This is a genomic window from Rhodococcus sp. SBT000017 (assembly GCF_003688915.1).
Taxonomy (GTDB): domain Bacteria; phylum Actinomycetota; class Actinomycetes; order Mycobacteriales; family Mycobacteriaceae; genus Rhodococcoides.
In genome coordinates this window covers 550,509-567,942 of the sequence record NZ_REFU01000001.1, presented here as the reverse complement: position 1 = coordinate 567,942, position 17,434 = coordinate 550,509, and the positions used below count along the sequence as shown (strand labels likewise).

Below are 17,434 nucleotides of genomic sequence, written 5' to 3'. Positions count from 1 at the left end.
CGGTAGCCACGCTACCCTGCTGCTGGGACGGTCTGTACCGGTTCAGAGACGGGGGTCACACGACCGCCAGGGGCAGTGCAGTCGGGTGTACCGGCGACGGCAATTCCGAGTGCCCGGTGAGGAAAGCATCGACACCGTTGGCCGCCGAACGACCCTCCGCGATCGCCCACACGACCAGCGATGCACCGCGATGCGCATCCCCGCACACGAACACCCCGGGTGCCGTGGTCTGCCAATCGGGACCACACGAGAGTGCGCCCCGCTTGGTCAACGTGAGTCCGTACTCGTCGAGTAAAGGACCGTGCTCGACGCCCTCGAAACCGATGGCGAACAACGCCAGATCACAGGGCAATTCGATCTCCTCCCCGATGGGCGTGACGATGCGTCGACCGTCCGCGTCGCGCTGCACCTCCACCTCGGCGAGCACCATCGCGCGAACGTGCCCGCGCTCGTCACCGAGGAATCGCTGGACGGCGACCTGATGACGCACGACGCCACCCTCCGCGTGCGCGGGTGAGGTGCGCAGCACCAGCGGCCACGACGGCCACGGCGAGAGACTTTCGTCGCGAGCCCCGGGCAGCGCAGGGTTGTAGTCGAGCTGCGTCACCGACGCAGCACCCTGTCGGTGAGCCGTTCCCAGGCAGTCTGCTCCGGTATCGCCACCGCCGATGATGACCACATGCTTGTCCGCAGCGGAGATGGAGGTGGGACCGTCGCCCTCGCATTCCTTGTTCGACGGCACCAGATGCTCCATGGCCAGGTGGATACCGTCGAGCTCGCGACCGATGACCTCGGCATTGTCACGGGCCCGCAGAGCGCCGACCGCGAGAACGACTGCGTCGAACGATTCGCGTAGTTGCTCGACGGTGAAGTCGATGCCGACCTCGCAGTCGGTGACGAAATGTGTTCCCTCGGCGCGCATCTGCATGAGGCGCTGATCGAGCACGGACTTCTCGAGCTTGAACTCGGGGATGCCGTAGCGGAGCAGTCCGCCGAGACGATCGTCTCGCTCGTACACGGTGACGTCGTGCCCGGCGCGGGTGAGCTGTTGCGCCGCAGCCAATCCCGCAGGACCGGATCCGACGACCGCGACCCGCTTGCCGGTGGTGATCGTCGGCGGCTGCGGAACGATGCTGCCGTCCTCCCAGGCCAGGTCCGCGATGGTCTGCTCGACCCGCTTGATCGTCACGCTTCCGCCGGTGGCCGCCTCGGAGATCGACAGCACACACGCCGACTCACACGGGGCCGGGCACACCCGACCGGTGAACTCCGGAAAATTGTTGGTCGCATGCAGTCGGTCGCTGGCCGCATCCCAGCGGCCGCGGCGCACCAGGTCGTTCCACTCGGGAATCAGATTTCCCAACGGGCAGCCCGCAGTTCCCGAGTGGCAGAACGGGATACCGCAGTCCATGCAGCGACGCGCCTGATCGGAGACCTCGGCGGCACGCTCGCTCGTGGGCTGGTGCGAGTACACCTCGTTCCAGTCCTTGACGCGCTCGCCGATCGGACGCTTGACGGCCTCGCGCTTGACGACTTTCAGAAATCCCTGTGGATCAGCCACGTGCAGCCTCCATGATCGCAGCATCGACGTCGCGCCCTTCGGCGCGCGCCATTCTTGTCGCTTCCAGCACTCGCTGGTAGTCGACGGGCATGACTTTGGTGAACAACGCGGACCTGCGGGGCCAGTCGGCCAGCAACGAGGTCGCGACGGTAGAACCGGTCCAGCGCTGATGATTCTCGACGGTCTCACGCAGCCACACCAGATCGTCCGGGTTGGGCACCTGCAGTTCGACCATCGCCATGTTCACGTCCGCCGGATCGAGACCGAGGACGAACGCGATGCCGCCGGACATACCCGCCGCCATGTTGCGACCGGTGGGCCCGAGCACCACGACACGACCGCCGGTCATGTACTCGAACGCGTGGTCGCCTACGCCCTCGTTCACCGCGATCGCTCCCGAGTTACGGACCGCGAACCGCTCCCCTGCCTTACCGCGCAGGTACACCTCACCCGAGGTGGCACCGTAGAGAATCGTGTTTCCTGCGATCACGTTGTCCTCTGCGACGAACGGCGCATCGTCAGCGGGCCGCACGACTATTCGGCCGCCCGACAATCCCTTACCGACATAGTCGTTCGCGTCACCGACCAGGTCGATCGTGATCCCCGGCGGCAGGAAGGCCCCGAGAGACTGACCGGCGGATCCGGTGAACGCGATGCGAATGGTGTCGTCCGGCAACCCGACCGCGCCGTAGCGCCGGGTGACCTCGGACCCCAGGAGCGTTCCGACCGTGCGATTGACGTTGCGTACCGGCAGCTCGAGCTTCACCGGATGGGCGTCCTCGAGCGCTCCCTCGGCCAGTTGGATCAGCGTCCGATCCAGCGCGAGATCCAGACCGTGATCCTGCGCTCGGAGACGTCGACGCTGCGTCATCGGGGCACCGTGTCGGTCGACGGGCATCGCGAAGATCGGCGCGAGATCGAGTCCCTTGCTCTTCCAGTGCGCCACTCCGGCTGCCGTCTCGAGCACGTCGGCGTGACCGACCGCCTCGTCGATACTCCGGAAACCGAGCTGCGCGAGGTACTTTCGCACATCCTCGGCGATGAACTTGAAGAAGTCCTCGAGGAACTCGGGCTTGCCGGTGAACCGCTTGCGCAGCTCCGGGTTCTGCGTCGCGACACCGACCGGGCAGGTGTCGAGGTGGCAGACGCGCATCATGATGCATCCCGCCACGATCAGCGGGGCCGTCGAGAACCCGAACTCCTCCGCGCCGAGCAGCGCCGCAACGATGACGTCGCGTCCGGTGCGCATGCCGCCGTCGCACTGCACCGTGATGCGATCGCGTAGGCCGTTGAGCACCAGCGTCTGCTGGGCGTCGGCGAGGCCGATCTCCCACGGAGCGCCTGCATGCTTGAGCGATGTCAACGGCGCAGCACCGGTTCCGCCGTCGTATCCGGAGATCAGGACGACATCGGCGTGTGCCTTGCTCACGCCCGTCGCCACCGTGCCGACGCCGACGGAACTGACGAGTTTGACGTGTACGCGAGCCTTCTCGTTGGCGTTCTTGAGATCGTGGATCAGCTGTGCGAGATCCTCGATCGAGTAGATGTCGTGGTGCGGGGGCGGCGAGATGAGGCCGACACCGGGCGTCGAATGTCGGGTCTTGGCCACCCACGGATACACCTTGTAGCCGGGCAGCTGACCGCCCTCGCCCGGCTTGGCACCCTGCGCCATCTTGATCTGAATGTCCGTGGCATTGACCAGGTAGTCGCTGGTGACACCGAACCGACCACTGGCGACCTGCTTGACGGCACTGCGCCGCGTCGGGTCGTAGAGCCGGTCGACGTCCTCGCCGCCCTCACCCGAGTTGGACCGTCCGCCGAGATTGTTCATCGCGACGGCCATCGTCTCGTGCGCCTCGGCGGAGATCGATCCGTAGCTCATCGCGCCGGTGTTGAACCGCGTGACGATCGACTCGACCGATTCCACCTCGTCGAGCGGAACCGGCGGCCTGACACCGTCCTTGAACTCGAACAGACCGCGCAGTGCACCGCCTTCGCGAGCGAGCCGGTCCACCTCGTCGGTGTACTTCTGGAACACGTCGTATCGGCCGGTACGCGTTGCGTGCTGCAGCAGGAACACCGTCTCGGGGGTGAAAAGGTGCAGCTCGCCTTCGCGCCGGAACTGGTATTCGCCGCCGATCTCCAACCGGCGATGGACACGGTCGGTCGGATTCTCGGGGTACGCCCGACGATGGCGTAGCTTGACCTCCTCGGCGAGCACGTCGAGACCGACGCCGCCGAGCTTGCTGACCGTGCCTTTGAAGTACTCGCGCACCACCTCGCGGTCGAGACCGACGGCCTCGAAAACCTGTGCGCCGGTGTAGGACCCGACGGTGGAGATGCCCATCTTCGACATCACCTTCAGTACGCCCTTGCCGAGCCCGTACAGATAGTTCCGTACCGCGATCGTCGTTTCGACTCCGGTGAGTTCGCCCTCGCCGACCAGATCCTCGATCGACTCCATCGCCAGATACGGGTTGACCGCTGCGGCACCGAAGCCGATGAGCAGGGCCAGATGATGCACCTCGCGCGCGTCGCCGGATTCGACGACGAGTGCGATCTTGGTGCGCTCCTTGGTGCGAACCAAGTGGTGGTGCACCGCCGAGGTGGCCAGCAGCGACGGGATCGGGGCCCGAGTGTGGTCCGAATCGCGATCGGAGATGATCAGCGTGGTGTACCCCGCAGCGATCGCCTCCGACGCCCGGGCACGCAACTCCTCGATGGCCTCGGCGAGACCTTCGCCGCCGCGCTCGACCTCGTACAGCCCACGCAACACCGTGGCCGACAGTCCCGGATGGTCGCCGTCGTCGTTGATGTGAATGATCTTGTTGAGCTCGTCGTTGTCGAGCACCGGCCACGGCAACACGATCTGCCTGCACGACGCCGCAGTGGGCTCGAGCAGGTTCTGCTCCGGACCCATCACCCGCGCGAGCGAGGTCACGATCTCCTCGCGGATCGAATCGAGCGGCGGGTTGGTGACCTGCGCGAACAGTTCGATGAAGTAGTCGTAGAGCTGACGCGACCGCTGCGACATCACTGCGGCCGGGGTATCGGTACCCATCGAACCGAGCGGCTCGCCCCCGGATGCGGCCATCGGCGTCAACACGACGCGTAGGTCCTCCTCGGTGTAGCCGAACGCGACCTGTCGGCGCACCACCGAGTCGTGGTTGTACTGGATGTGAGCACGCTCGGGCAGACTCTTGATCTCGAGCAGGCCCGCATGCAGCCACTCCTGGTACGGATGCTCGGTTGCCAGTTGGAGTTTGATCTCCTCGTCCGGCACGAGACGTCCGGCGACGGTGTCGATCAGGAACATCTTTCCGGGCTCGAGGCGACCCTTGGCGACGACCTCGGACTGCGGCACGTCGAGCACGCCTGCCTCGCTGGCGAGGATGACACGGCCGTCCGCCGTCTGCCACCAGCGGCCGGGGCGAAGACCGTTGCGGTCCAGCACGGCTCCGACATAGCTACCGTCGGTGAACGTCACGCAGGCCGGACCGTCCCACGCCTCCATCATCGACGAATGGAACTGGTAGAACGCTCGTACCCGTGGATCCATCGTGCGGTGGTTCTCCCACGGCTCGGGCACCATCATCATCACCACGTGCGGCACGCTGCGCCCGCCCAGGTGCAGCAGTTCGAGCACCTCGTCCAAGGACACCGAGTCCGAGGCATCGGGGTTGCAGATGGGGAACAAACGCTCCAGGTCCCCAGGGATCAGGTCGCTCGACAGCAGCGCTTCGCGAGCCCGCATCCGGTTTCGGTTGCCTTTGACGGTGTTGATCTCACCGTTGTGCGCAACGTAGCGATGCGGATGCGCCAGCGGCCACGACGGGAACGTGTTGGTCGAGAAGCGACTGTGCACGATGGCAATGGCGCTCTTGCACAAGGGGTTACGCAGTTCCGGGAAGTACAGCGGCAGCTGCATCGTGGTGAGCATGCCCTTGTAGACGATGGTGCGCGAGGACAACGACGGAAAGAACAGCCCCGACCCCTCGGCCTCGATCTCGGGGGTGACTCGCTCGGAACGCTTGCGTAATCCGTACACCAACCGGTCGAGAGCGAGACCGGCCGGACGCGTGCCGTCGACCTCGGGGGCGGTGACGTAGAGGTAGCTCATGTACGGCATGCAGCCGAGGGCGGTGAGGCCCACGTCGGCTCGATCGGGATCGACCTCGACCGGAACCCAGCCCAGGATGTCCAGACCTTCTTCGGCCGCAACGGATTCGACGCGCTCGACGGCCATCGCTCGTTCACGGATGCCCTGCGGCAGAAAACACACCCCGGCCGCGAACGTGTTGTCCCCGTCGGCTCCGGCCGCGGGCAGATCGAAGGGTGCAAGGGAGGCGAGGAGTTCGACCGGCAGCTGAATCAGAATACCCGCGCCGTCACCACTGTTGGGCTCGGCACCGGCAGCTCCGCGATGCTCCAGGTTCTCCAGTGCCAGAACCCCGTCGGCGACGATCGCGTGGGAGCGGCGACCGGCGATGTCGGCGATCATCGCCACGCCACAGGAATCCTTCTCCGAGCTCGGGTCGTACAGACCTTGCTCCGCAGGCATCCGAGAAAACAGCACCACGATCACCTCCACGTAGGCCGGTGGGGTGCGTGAAGGGCGGTGCAGTGTCATCGACCCTGCACCGGAAGTCTCGGCAACCCCGCCGGCTGGTCGGCTCGAATCGACCGAAACGGTCGGATGAGCCGAATTGAACTGCCTGTCGGGAATTCACCGGGACAGCTCTGGCCCGCGAAAGAAACCGGGATCTCTCCCGGTTGTCGAAATCGTAGCAGCTGGCGTTGGCATCGATGCAATCGCGAATGCCGGCTGCGACGAATACGATCGTCAGTCGCGCAGCGGCCGACCGTGTTGATCGCGCACGCTGCCGGTGAGCATCATGATGCCGTCGATCAACGGCCAGATCCCGCCGATACCGCAGGTGAGCCACGTAACGGCGATCTGCGCCACCGCCATGCCCGGCTGGTTGAGATAGAAGCGCCCGGCTCCGAACGCGCCCAACAGAATGCCGAGCAGACCTGCCGTCAGCTTCTGCTTGTCGGAGAACGGCTCACCGGTGACCGGGTGCCTACCGTACGGAGCCATCGGGTCCATGTAACCGGGCCCGCCTGCGTACTGGGGACCGCCGTATTGGGGACCGTACTGCCCGCCCGCATACGGCGGGGGCGGCGGCGCACCGTACTGTCCGGAACCGTCGGATGGTGGTGGGTAACCGGCACCGGGCGGAGGTCCGAATTGCCCCTGATCGTCGGCGTCTGGAGTGCCGTAGTTGGGGGTGCTGTAGTTCGGGGTGGTGTAGTTCGGGTCGGGAGCCCCGTACACGGGACCCGAACCTGCGGGAGAGCCTTTGTCGAACGAGATGGTCGGCTCCGACGGAGTGGATCCGTCGCCCGAGGATCCGTCCGAGGACGATGTACCTGAGTCACTCACGTCGAGCTCCCTTACGTCCGTTGCAGTATCAGCAAGGGCATCAGTCTCTCAGTTTTCGCCCCTGAGCGTCCGTCACATTGCCCACCAGTATCAGCACGCCGTCGGCCACGTGCCATACGAAGAGCCCGAACAGCAGGATCACTCCGAGGCCGAACACCGCGGTGAGGAGAAATCCGACGAAGAACAGAAGCAACTGCGCGACGCCGATACCGGTACTTCCGATGTAGAAGCGGCCGACTCCCAACCAACCGAGAAACAGCTGCAGCAGGCCACCCACGATCTTGGACTTGTCCGACAACGGCACGCCGGTCACCGGATCGCGCCCGTACGGTGCATCGGGGCCAACGCCGAACGCGGGTCCACCCGGATAGCCGGCGGGTACGCCGTAGCCCTGCTGACCGTAACCCTGCTGTTGACCGAACCCCTGCTGGCCGTAAACCTGCTGGCCGAAACCCTGCTGCGGGTAGCCCTGCTGACCGTAACCCTGCTGTTGACCGAAGCCCTGCTGGCCGAAAGCCTGCTGCGGGTAGCCCTGCTGCCCGAAGTTCTGCTGCGGGTAGCCCTGCTGCCCGTAGTTCTGCTGCTGGTAGCCCTGCTGACCGTAATTCGGCTGCTGACCGTAACCCTGCTGTGGGTAGCTGGGGGGTGCCGGAAATCCACCGAGCGGATTGTCGGTACTGCTGTCCGCGCTCGGCGCCGGGTAGCTCGGCGTGCTGGACCAACCCGGGCCGTTTCCGATGCCGGAGTACGTGTCCCACCCCGGGCCGGTCGGACCGGTCGGACCGTGCGAGGGCGCGGACTCCGAGGTTCCGGGCGGCTCCGAGAGCGACGCTTCGGCGGTGGCGTCGTAGTCGAACGGCGTGCCGAACGACGCGGTCGGATTCGACCCGCTGTCGCTCGAATCGGCGGTGGAATCCGGTTCGGGGTCGGGCTGAGGGGTCTTGTCGAAATCAACCACGCGTACTGCCTTCTTCCTCGGCTTTCTTGTCGGACGCCTGAGTGGGCTGCTCGTCCACGGTGCCTGCGTCCGTGGTGTCGTCGATCGGCGTCGGGCCCGAGCCTTCCGCATCCGAGGAGGCGTCCTCGGAAGCAGTCTCGTGATCCACGTCGTCGTTCGATCTCAGTGTCGCCGGTTCTTCACGGCCCTTGGTGGCGATCACGAAGTACGCGAGCGCCAGCACGAAGATGATGGCGGAGGTGAAAGTGTTGATGCGTATGCCTGCGATCGTCGTGGCGAAGTCGTCGCGCATGAGTTCCACCCAGAACCGTCCTGCGCAGTATCCGGCCACGTACAGCGCGAACAGTCGACCGTGGCCGATCGTGTACTTGCGGTCTACGAGAACCAGAAGCACGACGACTGCCACGCTCCACAGCAGCTCGTACAGGAAGGTCGGATGCACCACTTTTTCCACGAAACCGGTCGAGACTCCGTTGAGTGGATCGAGCCGTCCATCGGCGTCGACCCGTTCGTAGATCTCCAGACCCCACGGCTGTGTGGTGTCGCGGCCGTACAGTTCCTGGTTGAAGTAGTTGCCGATGCGGCCGATCGCCTGGGCCAGCAGAATCGGGGGGCCGACGGCGTCACCGAACGCGGGCAACGGAATTCCGCGTCGACGGCAGGCGATCCAGGCACCGACGCCACCGAGGAACACCGCTCCCCAGATTCCGAGCCCGCCGTTCCAGACGTACAGCGCTTCGATCGGGTTTCCGCCGGGACCGAAGTACGTCTTCCAGTCGGTTGCCACGTGGTACAGACGCCCGCCCAGCAGACCGAACGGGACGGCCCAGACTGCGACGTCGAGGACTGTGCCCTTGGTTCCACCTCGGGCCACCCAGCGTCGATCACCCCACACGACGGCAACGACGATGCCGATGATGATGAACAGGGCGTAGGCCCGCAGAGCCAGCGGTCCGACGTGCCACACCCCCTGCGGCGGACTGGGAATGTAGGCCAGGATCGCGGTCGAAGTCACGACGCTACGTTAGCCGAACGGACACCCTCGGCGAGTTCCGTCGTCAGGTCGCGCACGGCGTCGAGTCCCTTGTCGACGGCACTGACCAATGCCGAACCGACGATCACCGCGTCGGCATAGCGGGCAATTTCCGCAGCCTGCGCGCCCGAGCGGACCCCCAGCCCCACGCCGATGGGAATGTCGGAGTGTTGACGGATGCGCGCCGAGAGTGCGGGGGCCATCGAGGACACCGCGTCGCGTGCACCGGTGACGCCCATCGTCGAGGCCGCGTAGACGAAGCCACTACTGGCTTCGACGGTGCTGGCGAGCCGCTCCTCGGTGGACGACGGGGCGACGAGGAAGATTCGATCGAGTTCGTAGCGATTCGAGACCTCGATCCATTCCTGCGCCTCGTCGGGAATGAGATCCGGGGTGATGATTCCGAGCCCACCCGCGTTTGCGAGGTCACGGGCGAAGTTCTCGATGCCGTACTTGAGCACGAGGTTCCAGTAGGTCATGACGACCGCTTTTCCGCCCGCTGCAGCGACCTGCTCGGTGACGGCGAAGACGTCCTTCACCCGGGCTCCGGCTCGCAGCGCCACATCTGCTGCGGCCTGGATCGTGGGCCCGTCCATCACCGGATCGGAATACGGAATGCCCACCTCGACGATGTCGCATCCGGCGTCGACCATCGTCTTGAACACCTCGACCGATCGCGGCACCGTCGGAAAACCAGCCGGCAGGTACCCGACGAGTGCTGCGCGCCCTTCGGTACGGCACTGCGCGAAGGTCCCCGAGAGGCGGGAGTCGTTGTTGCTCATGGCTTGATACCTGCTTCGTCGTCCACGTTCGCTTCGCCGTCTCCGTCGATCAGACCGAACCATTCGGCCGCGGTGTCGACGTCCTTGTCGCCGCGTCCGGAGAGGTTGACCAGGATGATCGCGTCCTTGCCCAACTCCTTGCCGAGGGTGAGCGCACCGGCGATGGCGTGCGAGGACTCGATGGCCGGGATGATGCCTTCGGTGCGGCACAGCAGCTTGAAGGCGTTCATGGCTTCGGTATCGGTGATGCCGCGGTACTCGGCCCGACCGATGTCGTGCAGGTACGAGTGCTCCGGACCGACGCCCGGGTAGTCCAATCCCGCTGAGATGGAATGCGAGTCGACGGTCTGACCGTCCTCGTCCTGCAGCAGGTAGGAGTACGCACCGTGCAGGGCTCCTGGACTTCCACCGCTGATCGTCGCCGCGTGGCGTCCGGTCTCGACGCCGTCGCCTGCCGCCTCGAAGCCGATCAGCCGAACATCGGCGTCGTCGATGAAGGCGTGGAAGATTCCGATTGCGTTGGAGCCACCACCGACACAGGCCGCGATGGCGTCGGGCAGCCTTCCCGTGGACGCGAGCACCTGCTGCCGCGCCTCGAGGCCGATGATGCGTTGGAAATCGCGCACCATCACCGGAAAGGGGTGTGGTCCGGCGACGGTACCGAAGCAGTAGTACGTGTTGTCCGCGTTGGTGACCCAGTCGCGCAGCGCCTCGTTGATGGCATCCTTGAGGGTGCGCGATCCGGACTTCACGGCCACGACACTGGACCCGAGCAGACGCATCCGAGCGACGTTGAGCGCCTGCCGTTCGGTGTCGACCTCGCCCATGTACACGACACACTCGAGTCCGAGGAGCGCGCACGCCGTGGCGGTGGCCACTCCGTGCTGGCCCGCGCCCGTCTCGGCGATGATCCGTGTCTTGCCCATACGCTTGGCCAGGAGCACCTGGCCGAGGACGTTGTTGATCTTGTGAGAACCGGTGTGGTTGAGGTCTTCTCGCTTGAGGAGAATCCGAGCGCCGCCTGCGTGCTCGGACAACCGCGTCGCCTCGAAGACCGGCGAGGGGCGACCGGTGTAATCGCGCTGCAGTCGGTCGAGTTCACCGAGGAACTCGTTGTCGCTGCGCACCTTCTCGTACTCGGCGGTGACTTCCTCGATCACACCCATCAACGCCTCGGGCACGAATCTGCCGCCGTAGACACCGAAATGGCCGCCCACATCGGGCTCGTGCGCGCTGCGATCGGTGAGGCCGATGCTGCTCTGCGGCAGATCAGCGCCCTTGAAACGAACTGCCTGCGGGGCGTCCGTGATGGAAGAAGAATTGCTGGTGCTCACCGGTCCAGTGTGCCCCAACGGCGGACCGCCGCCGCGCTCGGGTCAGCGTGCGGGCTTGGGGCAGGACGGATGCGTTCCCGCCGTCACCAGGTCCGAGACGGCCGTGCGCGGATCGCCTGCGGTGACCAAACCCTCGCCGACGAGTACCGCGTCGGCACCGGCACCGGCGTAGGCGAGCAGATCTGCAGTGCCACGCACCCCGGACTCCGCGATGCGAATGATCTCGCTGGGCAACCCGGGCGCGATGCGGCCGAAGCTGTCACGATCGATCTCGAGTGTCTTCAGATTGCGGGCGTTGATACCGATGACGCTGGCACCGGCCTCGAGGGCGCGATCCGCCTCGGCCTCGGTGTGCACCTCGACCAGCGCCGTCATACCCAGCGACTCGGTGCGGTCGAGCAACGACGTCAATGCGTCCTGCTCGAGCGCCGCGACGATCAGCAGGATCACGTCTGCACCGTGCGCCCGAGCCTCGTGAATCTGGTACGGACCGACGATGAAGTCCTTGCGCAGCACGGGAATCGAGACGGCGGCACGGACTGCGTCGAGGTCTGCGAGTGACCCGTGGAACCGACGCTCCTCGGTCAGAACGCTGATGATGCGAGCGCCGCCCTGCTCGTACGCGCGGGCAAGAACGGCCGGATCACCGATGTCTGCAAGAGCTCCCTTGGACGGGCTCGCCCGCTTCACTTCGGCGATGACGCCGATGCCGTCCTCACGGAGGGCAGCTGCCGCGTCGAGGGGGGCCGGGGCTGCCTTCGCTGCTGCTTTCACGGCGGCGAAATCGACCACCGATTCACGCGCGGCCACGTCGGCTCGTACACCGTCGAGAATCGAGTCGAGAACGGTCATGGTGCCCCCAGTCCTTTCTGAGCGTCGACGTCCGATGTGAGGAATCTCATCGGGGTCGGATCTAGCGTAGAGGTCCGTTTCAATCAGACGAACGCCGGGTACCGGACTCGTCGGTAGGGTCCTCACCGGCGTCGAGCGCGTCCCACATCATGCGTTCGGTGAGGTCCTCTCCCTCGTCCTGCACACCGGCACCGGATGCCGTGGTGCGCGCACGCCGAGCGACCTCGTCGCGTCGCACCGCCGGGGCGTCGTACTTGGACGAGAGTACTTGCGGGGCAAACGTTTTCCGAATCGACACCACGGCAGCAGCGAAGGCGCAGACTGCACCGACGAGGGTGACGATCGCCGGCAGAACCGAGACGTCCGTCATCGACACCTGGGCGCGTGCCGGAAGCTCCGCCAGCGCCGCGGACTCCGAATCGGATGCCCCGGCAATGAGCAATCGAACCGCCGGAATCGCGGCCGCCACGGCCACCACCGCGATCAACAGGGCCAGCACCCGAGAGGCCCACCCGCGCACGGCGAACGACGCGGCGATCGCCGCCACGAGCACCAGCGCGAGCGGCGTCGTGGCAGCGGCCCAGGTGCTACCGAGAAGCTCGTCGGTACGGCTCTCTCCGAGGCCGTCGAACGACGTCAACCGAACCCATGTCATTCTCGACGCGCCCCACAGGCACGCCGCAGCAACGACCAGAAGGGCGACGGGTAGAGCGGCCGACCCGCGGCGACCGGATCGCTCGGTCATCGGCCGCCGACCTCACGGAGCGATTCCGCAGCGGCGACGGCTCCCAGCACCGCCATCGCCTTGTTCCGCGCCTCGTCGTCCTCGTATTCCGCAACCGAGTCGGCCACGACCCCTGCCCCGGCCTGAACGTAGGCGGTGCCGTCCTTGATCAGGGCGGTGCGAATCGAGATGGCAGTGTCGGCGTCCCCCGCGAAATCGAGGTAGCCGACGATGCCGCCGTAGATGCCGCGTCGCGTCGGCTCCAGCTCGTCGATCAGTTCCATCGCGCGCACCTTCGGTGCCCCGGACAGGGTGCCTGCCGGGAAGCAGGCCTTGACCGCGTCGAGGGCGCGTTTGCCCTCGGCCAACCGTCCGGTGACCGTCGACACCAGATGCATGACGTGGCTGTATCGCTCGATGTGGCGGTAGTCGCTCACTCGCACGGTGCCGGGAGCGCAGACGCGTCCGAGATCGTTGCGGCCCAGATCGACGAGCATAAGATGCTCGGCGTTCTCCTTCTCGTCGGCCAGCAGATCCTTCTCGAGCAGCACGTCCTCTTCCTCGGACGTGCCACGCCAACGCGTGCCCGCGATGGGATGCGTGGTGGCGAGACCGTCGACCACCGTCACCAATGCCTCGGGGCTCGATCCGACGATGGAGAAGGCCGTCTCGTCGTTCTCCCCCGGTACGTGCATCAGATACATGTACGGGCTGGGATTGGAGGCTCGCAGCATCCGGTAGACGTCGAGGGGTGACGCATCGGTGTCCATCTCGAAACGCTGTGAGAGCACCACCTGGAACGCCTCACCTGCTTCGATCTCTTCCACCAGGCGAGCGACGTCGGCCCCGAAGCCCTCGGACGTGCGCTGTCGGCGGAACTGCGGCGCGGGCCTGGACACGGTGGACACGGTGGAGTCGGCGGGCTTCGACAGGTCCGCGCACATACGGTCCAGACGCCGCACGGCGTCGTCGTACGCCTCGTCGACGTGCTCGTCGGTGCCGTTCCAGTTCACCGCGTTCGCGATCAGGGTGATCGCGCCCTCGTGATGGTCGACGGCCGCAAGATCGGTCGCGAGCAGCATGACCAGCTCCGGCACACCGAGGTCGTCCTGCGCGTGCTCGGGCAGTTTCTCGATGCGCCGCACCGAGTCGTATCCGAGGTAGCCGACCATGCCGCCGGTCAACGGGGGCAGACCGGGCAGCCGCTCCGAGTGCAACAGCTCCAGGGTCCGCGCCAGCACTTCGAGAGGATCGCCGCCGCTCGGCACCCCTGCTGGGACGTTGCCGCGCCACGCGGCCTCACCGTCGATGACCGTGAGCGACGCCGGAGCGCCTGCCCCGATGAACGACCACCTCGACCACGAACTGCCGTTCTGTGCGGACTCGAGCAAGAAGGTTCCGGGTCGGTCGGCACCGAGCTTGCGGTACGCAGAGAGAGGAGTCTCGGAGTCGGCGAGCACCTTTCGCGTCACGGGCACCACGCGGTGCTCTGCGGCGAGATGCCGGAACATCTCACGCGAGGTGGTCGAGTCCGAGTTCTCGGTGTCGGGAGTGGGGCTGGGATCGGTGGTCGTCTCGCCGTGCATGCCACCATCCTCCCAGGTTCGGCACGAGCGTCGGCGCTCGCGGTAACCTGCCGAGCATGAAACCAGGCGAGCTCGTTCCCGATTTTTCCCTGCCGGACCAGACCGGAGAGCCCCGAACGCTGACCGATTTGCTGGCGAACGGTCCGATAGTGCTGTTCTTCTACCCTGCTGCGTTCACCCCGGGTTGCACCGCCGAGGCGTGCCACTTCCGGGACCTGGCATCGGAGTTCGCCGAGGTCGGAGCAACCCGCGTCGGCATCAGTGCCGATGCCGTCGCAAAGCAGGCAGAGTTCGCCGCCGCCAAGTCCTTCGACTACCCGCTGCTCTCCGACGAGGACGGCACCGTCGCCACCGCTTTCGGCGTCAAGCGCGGTCTGCTGGCCAAGCTCTCCCCGGTCAAGCGCGCCACATTCGTCATCGGCACCGACCGGAAGGTCCTCGAGACCTTCTCGAGCGAAGTACGGTTCGAGGCCCATGCGGACAAGGCGCTGGAGTACCTGCGGGCACATCGCACGTAGAGCAGTGTCCGACGCGATGCCTCGGGTGGGGGGACCCTCGAGGCATCATGTGCAGACCACAACTATCTGGGCAGGAGTGGAGCCTGCAGGAACGACCACGAAACGGCAGTGGAGCCTGCAGCAACGACCCAGAGATCGAGAGGTTCCCCGCGATGGATAAGTCGGCCACACCGCAGGAGGCGACACCGGTGGATTCGGTGGATCCCCGCTGGCTCACCGAGAGCCAACAGCAGGCGTGGCGATCACTCGTCGCTCTGGTCACTCGGTTGCCTGCAGCTCTGGACGCGCAGCTGCAACGCGACGCGCAGCTGACTCACTTCGATTACTTCGTCCTCGCGGTGGTCAGTGAGAATCCGCAGCGCCGCATCCAGCTCCGGGACCTGGCCGAGTACGCCAACGCGTCACTCTCGCGTCTGTCACACGTGGTCACCAAGCTGGAGAAAGCCGGGTGGGTCAGACGCGAGAGCATCCCGGGCAGCCGGGGATCCTACGCGGTGCTGACCGACGCCGGAATGGACAAGGTCGTCGGATCGGCACCGGGTCACGTCGCCACCGTGCAGGCGCTGATCTTCGACGGTCTGTCCGACTCCGAGGTCGGCGAGCTCGCCACCCTGAGCTCGACTCTATTGGCGCAGTTGGACAAGGGAATAGCAGCGGGAACCGGTCACGCCTGAGTGTCGGGGCCCAACAGGACGTCGGCATCGAAGCAGGTGTGCGCGCCGGTGTGGCACGCCGCGCCGGTCTGATCGACAACGAGGAGCACGGTGTCGCCGTCGCAATCGAGCCGAACCTCGTGCACGTACTGCGTGTGACCCGACGTCTCACCCTTGACCCAGTACTGCTGCCTGGACCTGGAATAGTAAGTGCCCTTGCGGGTTTCGAGGGTTCGAGAGAGCGCCTCGTCGTCCATCCAGGCGACCATGAGCACCTGACCGGTCGACCGTTCCTGCACGACGGCGCTGAACAGTCCGGCTTCGTTGCGCTTGAGCCGCGCGGACAGACTCGGGTCGAGTGTCATCGGAAATCCTCTTCTTTATCGAACGACGATGTGCTCGGCGCGCATCGCGTCCTTGACCTGGCCGATGGTGAGATCGCCGAAGTGGAAGACGCTCGCGGCAAGAACCGCGTCCGCTCCGGCGTGCACTGCCGGCGAAAAGTGTTCCACCGCACCCGCTCCGCCGCTGGCGATCACCGGCACGTGCACCGCGGACCGAACGGCGGCGATCATCGGCAGATCGAATCCGGCCTTCGTTCCGTCGGCGTCCATCGAATTGAGCAGGATCTCCCCGACGCCCAGTTCTGCACCACGAACCGCCCATTCGACGGCGTCGATGCCGGTACCACGTTTGCCGCCGTGAGTGGTGACCTCCCAGCCCGACGGGGTGTCCTGCTGCCCCTGAGGGACGGTGCGTGCGTCGACCGACAGCACGATGCACTGTGAGCCGAACCGTTCGCTGAGCTCGCGGAGCAACTCCGGTCGGGCGATCGCAGCGGTGTTGACACTGACCTTGTCCGCCCCGGCTCGCAACAGTCGATCCACGTCGGCGACGGTGCGCACTCCCCCGCCGACGGTGAGCGGGATGAACACCTGCTCGGCGGTCCGGCTGACGACGTCGAGCATCGTGCCTCTGTCCGACGTCGACGCGGTGACGTCGAGGAAGGTCAGTTCGTCCGCCCCTTGCGCGTCGTAGGCGGCCGCGAGCTCCACGGGATCGCCTGCGTCGCGGAGGTTTTCGAAGTTGACTCCCTTGACGACGCGTCCGGCGTCGACGTCCAGGCACGGAATCACTCTGACCGCGACGCTCATCGCACCGGTCCTTCCAGATAGTCGACGGGATCACCGAGTTCGGTGATCACCTTCAGCAGTTCGTCGTGCACTCCTGGCCCGGCTGCGAGGACCGACGCCGAGTCGACCGTCCAGGGTTTGCCCGCGAGATCGGTGACGATTCCGCCTGCCGCACGTACCAGCAGCGCACCGGCTGCATTGTCCCAGGCACGATGACCGAAGACCACCGCGCCGCCGAGAACTCCGCTGGCGGTGTAGGCCAGATCGACTCCGGTGGCACCGTGCATCCGCAGTCGCGAGGAGTGCATCGACAACTCTTCGAGAATGCGGAATCGGAACCGACCCGGCAGCGAACCGCGGCTGGCGACGTTGAACGCACCGAACCCGATCATGGATTCGCGCAACGGTTTCGGCTGCAGTGCCGGGAGGGCGACGCCGTTGAGCAACAGGGGTCCGCCTGCCACAGCGGCGAAACGCTGATCCACCAACGGCAGCCAGGTGAGCCCGAGGACCGGCTCGCCATCGTCGAGCAACGCCAACAACGTTCCGGCCGAGGGCAACCCCGACGAGTAGTTGAAGGTGCCGTCGATCGGGTCCAGCACCCAGACGAGTCCCGAGTTCAGATCTGGTCCCCCGAACTCCTCACCGTGAACGGCGATTCCGGTGGCTTCGTGCAATTCCGCACTCAGCCGACGCTCGAGTTCCAGGTCCACTGCAGTGGCGAAGTCGTCGGGGCCCTTCTGCACTGCGCTCGGTGCGCCGACGCCGGCGACGAACCGATCGTGGATGCCGTCGAGCAAACCACCGGCGATCTCGAGCAGACGGGTCGGTTCCTCGGGAAGGGTCATTCCTGG

At 66.0% G+C, this 17,434-nt stretch carries 15 protein-coding genes; 2 read left to right on the top strand and 13 right to left on the bottom strand.

The genetic code is table 11. From position 1 onward, the window contains the following. Window positions 1-55: 55 nt before the first annotated feature. From AYK61_RS02480 to AYK61_RS02435, 10 genes are all read right to left on the bottom strand, one after another. Window positions 56-1,561, bottom strand: a complete 1,506-nt coding sequence (locus AYK61_RS02480; RefSeq protein WP_121869678.1) for a glutamate synthase subunit beta — start codon at window positions 1,559-1,561, stop codon at window positions 56-58. Beyond that, window positions 1,554-6,122, bottom strand: coding sequence for a glutamate synthase large subunit (gltB, locus tag AYK61_RS02475; protein ID WP_397485398.1), 4,569 nt, complete (start codon window positions 6,120-6,122; stop codon window positions 1,554-1,556). The genes AYK61_RS02480 and gltB overlap by 8 nt, the downstream gene beginning before the upstream one ends. 282 nt (window positions 6,123-6,404) lie before the next feature. Beyond that, window positions 6,405-7,007, bottom strand: a complete 603-nt coding sequence (locus tag AYK61_RS28220; protein ID WP_374700540.1) for a TM2 domain-containing protein — start codon at window positions 7,005-7,007, stop codon at window positions 6,405-6,407. A 40-nt stretch (window positions 7,008-7,047) separates the two neighbouring features. Beyond that, the gene (locus AYK61_RS02465) at window positions 7,048-7,965 is read right to left on the bottom strand and encodes an NINE protein (RefSeq protein WP_183130133.1); all 918 of its coding nucleotides are present in this window, start codon (window positions 7,963-7,965) and stop codon (window positions 7,048-7,050) included. Further along, a complete protein-coding gene (gene lgt, locus AYK61_RS02460; protein ID WP_121869676.1) occupies window positions 7,958-8,980 on the bottom strand; it encodes a prolipoprotein diacylglyceryl transferase in 1,023 nt (340 codons plus the stop codon). The genes AYK61_RS02465 and lgt overlap by 8 nt, the downstream gene beginning before the upstream one ends. After that, window positions 8,977-9,780: a tryptophan synthase subunit alpha gene (gene trpA / locus AYK61_RS02455; protein ID WP_121869675.1), complete on the bottom strand. Its 804-nt coding sequence runs from the start codon at window positions 9,778-9,780 to the stop codon at window positions 8,977-8,979. Before trpA ends, lgt begins: the two co-directional genes overlap by 4 nt. Continuing rightward, the gene (gene trpB / locus AYK61_RS02450; protein ID WP_374700539.1) at window positions 9,777-11,114 is read right to left on the bottom strand and encodes a tryptophan synthase subunit beta; all 1,338 of its coding nucleotides are present in this window, start codon (window positions 11,112-11,114) and stop codon (window positions 9,777-9,779) included. Before trpB ends, trpA begins: the two co-directional genes overlap by 4 nt. Before the next feature lie 42 nt (window positions 11,115-11,156). Next, window positions 11,157-11,966 (bottom strand): indole-3-glycerol phosphate synthase TrpC, encoded by an 810-nt coding sequence (trpC, locus tag AYK61_RS02445; protein ID WP_037192691.1) that lies wholly within the window; start codon window positions 11,964-11,966, stop codon window positions 11,157-11,159. Between the two features lie 79 nt (window positions 11,967-12,045). Further along, window positions 12,046-12,711 (bottom strand): TIGR02234 family membrane protein, encoded by a 666-nt coding sequence (locus AYK61_RS02440; RefSeq protein ID WP_121869674.1) that lies wholly within the window; start codon window positions 12,709-12,711, stop codon window positions 12,046-12,048. Further along, complete coding sequence (locus tag AYK61_RS02435) at window positions 12,708-14,276, bottom strand: anthranilate synthase component I (protein WP_121869673.1); 1,569 nt, start codon at window positions 14,274-14,276, stop codon at window positions 12,708-12,710. Before AYK61_RS02435 ends, AYK61_RS02440 begins: the two co-directional genes overlap by 4 nt. A 56-nt stretch (window positions 14,277-14,332) precedes the next feature. Here AYK61_RS02435 and AYK61_RS02430 point away from each other — a divergent pair, with 56 nt between their 5' ends. Both AYK61_RS02430 and AYK61_RS02425 read left to right on the top strand, forming a co-directional pair. Further along, entirely contained in the window at window positions 14,333-14,794 is a 462-nt protein-coding gene (locus AYK61_RS02430) for a peroxiredoxin (RefSeq protein WP_121869672.1), read from the top strand. A 152-nt stretch (window positions 14,795-14,946) separates the two neighbouring features. Continuing rightward, the gene (locus tag AYK61_RS02425; RefSeq protein ID WP_121869671.1) at window positions 14,947-15,468 is read left to right on the top strand and encodes a MarR family winged helix-turn-helix transcriptional regulator; all 522 of its coding nucleotides are present in this window, start codon (window positions 14,947-14,949) and stop codon (window positions 15,466-15,468) included. On the opposite strand, the gene hisI is transcribed toward AYK61_RS02425, so the two are convergent. The 3 genes from hisI to AYK61_RS02410 are packed head-to-tail and all read right to left on the bottom strand — an operon-like array spanning window position 15,459 to window position 17,428. Next, window positions 15,459-15,812, bottom strand: coding sequence for a phosphoribosyl-AMP cyclohydrolase (gene hisI, locus AYK61_RS02420; protein ID WP_121869670.1), 354 nt, complete (start codon window positions 15,810-15,812; stop codon window positions 15,459-15,461). The genes AYK61_RS02425 and hisI overlap by 10 nt on opposite strands. 15 nt (window positions 15,813-15,827) lie before the next feature. Further along, window positions 15,828-16,601, bottom strand: coding sequence for an imidazole glycerol phosphate synthase subunit HisF (gene hisF, locus AYK61_RS02415; protein ID WP_121869669.1), 774 nt, complete (start codon window positions 16,599-16,601; stop codon window positions 15,828-15,830). Then, the gene (locus AYK61_RS02410; RefSeq protein WP_121869668.1) at window positions 16,598-17,428 is read right to left on the bottom strand and encodes an inositol monophosphatase; all 831 of its coding nucleotides are present in this window, start codon (window positions 17,426-17,428) and stop codon (window positions 16,598-16,600) included. The genes hisF and AYK61_RS02410 overlap by 4 nt, the downstream gene beginning before the upstream one ends. Window positions 17,429-17,434: the final 6 nt, after the last annotated feature.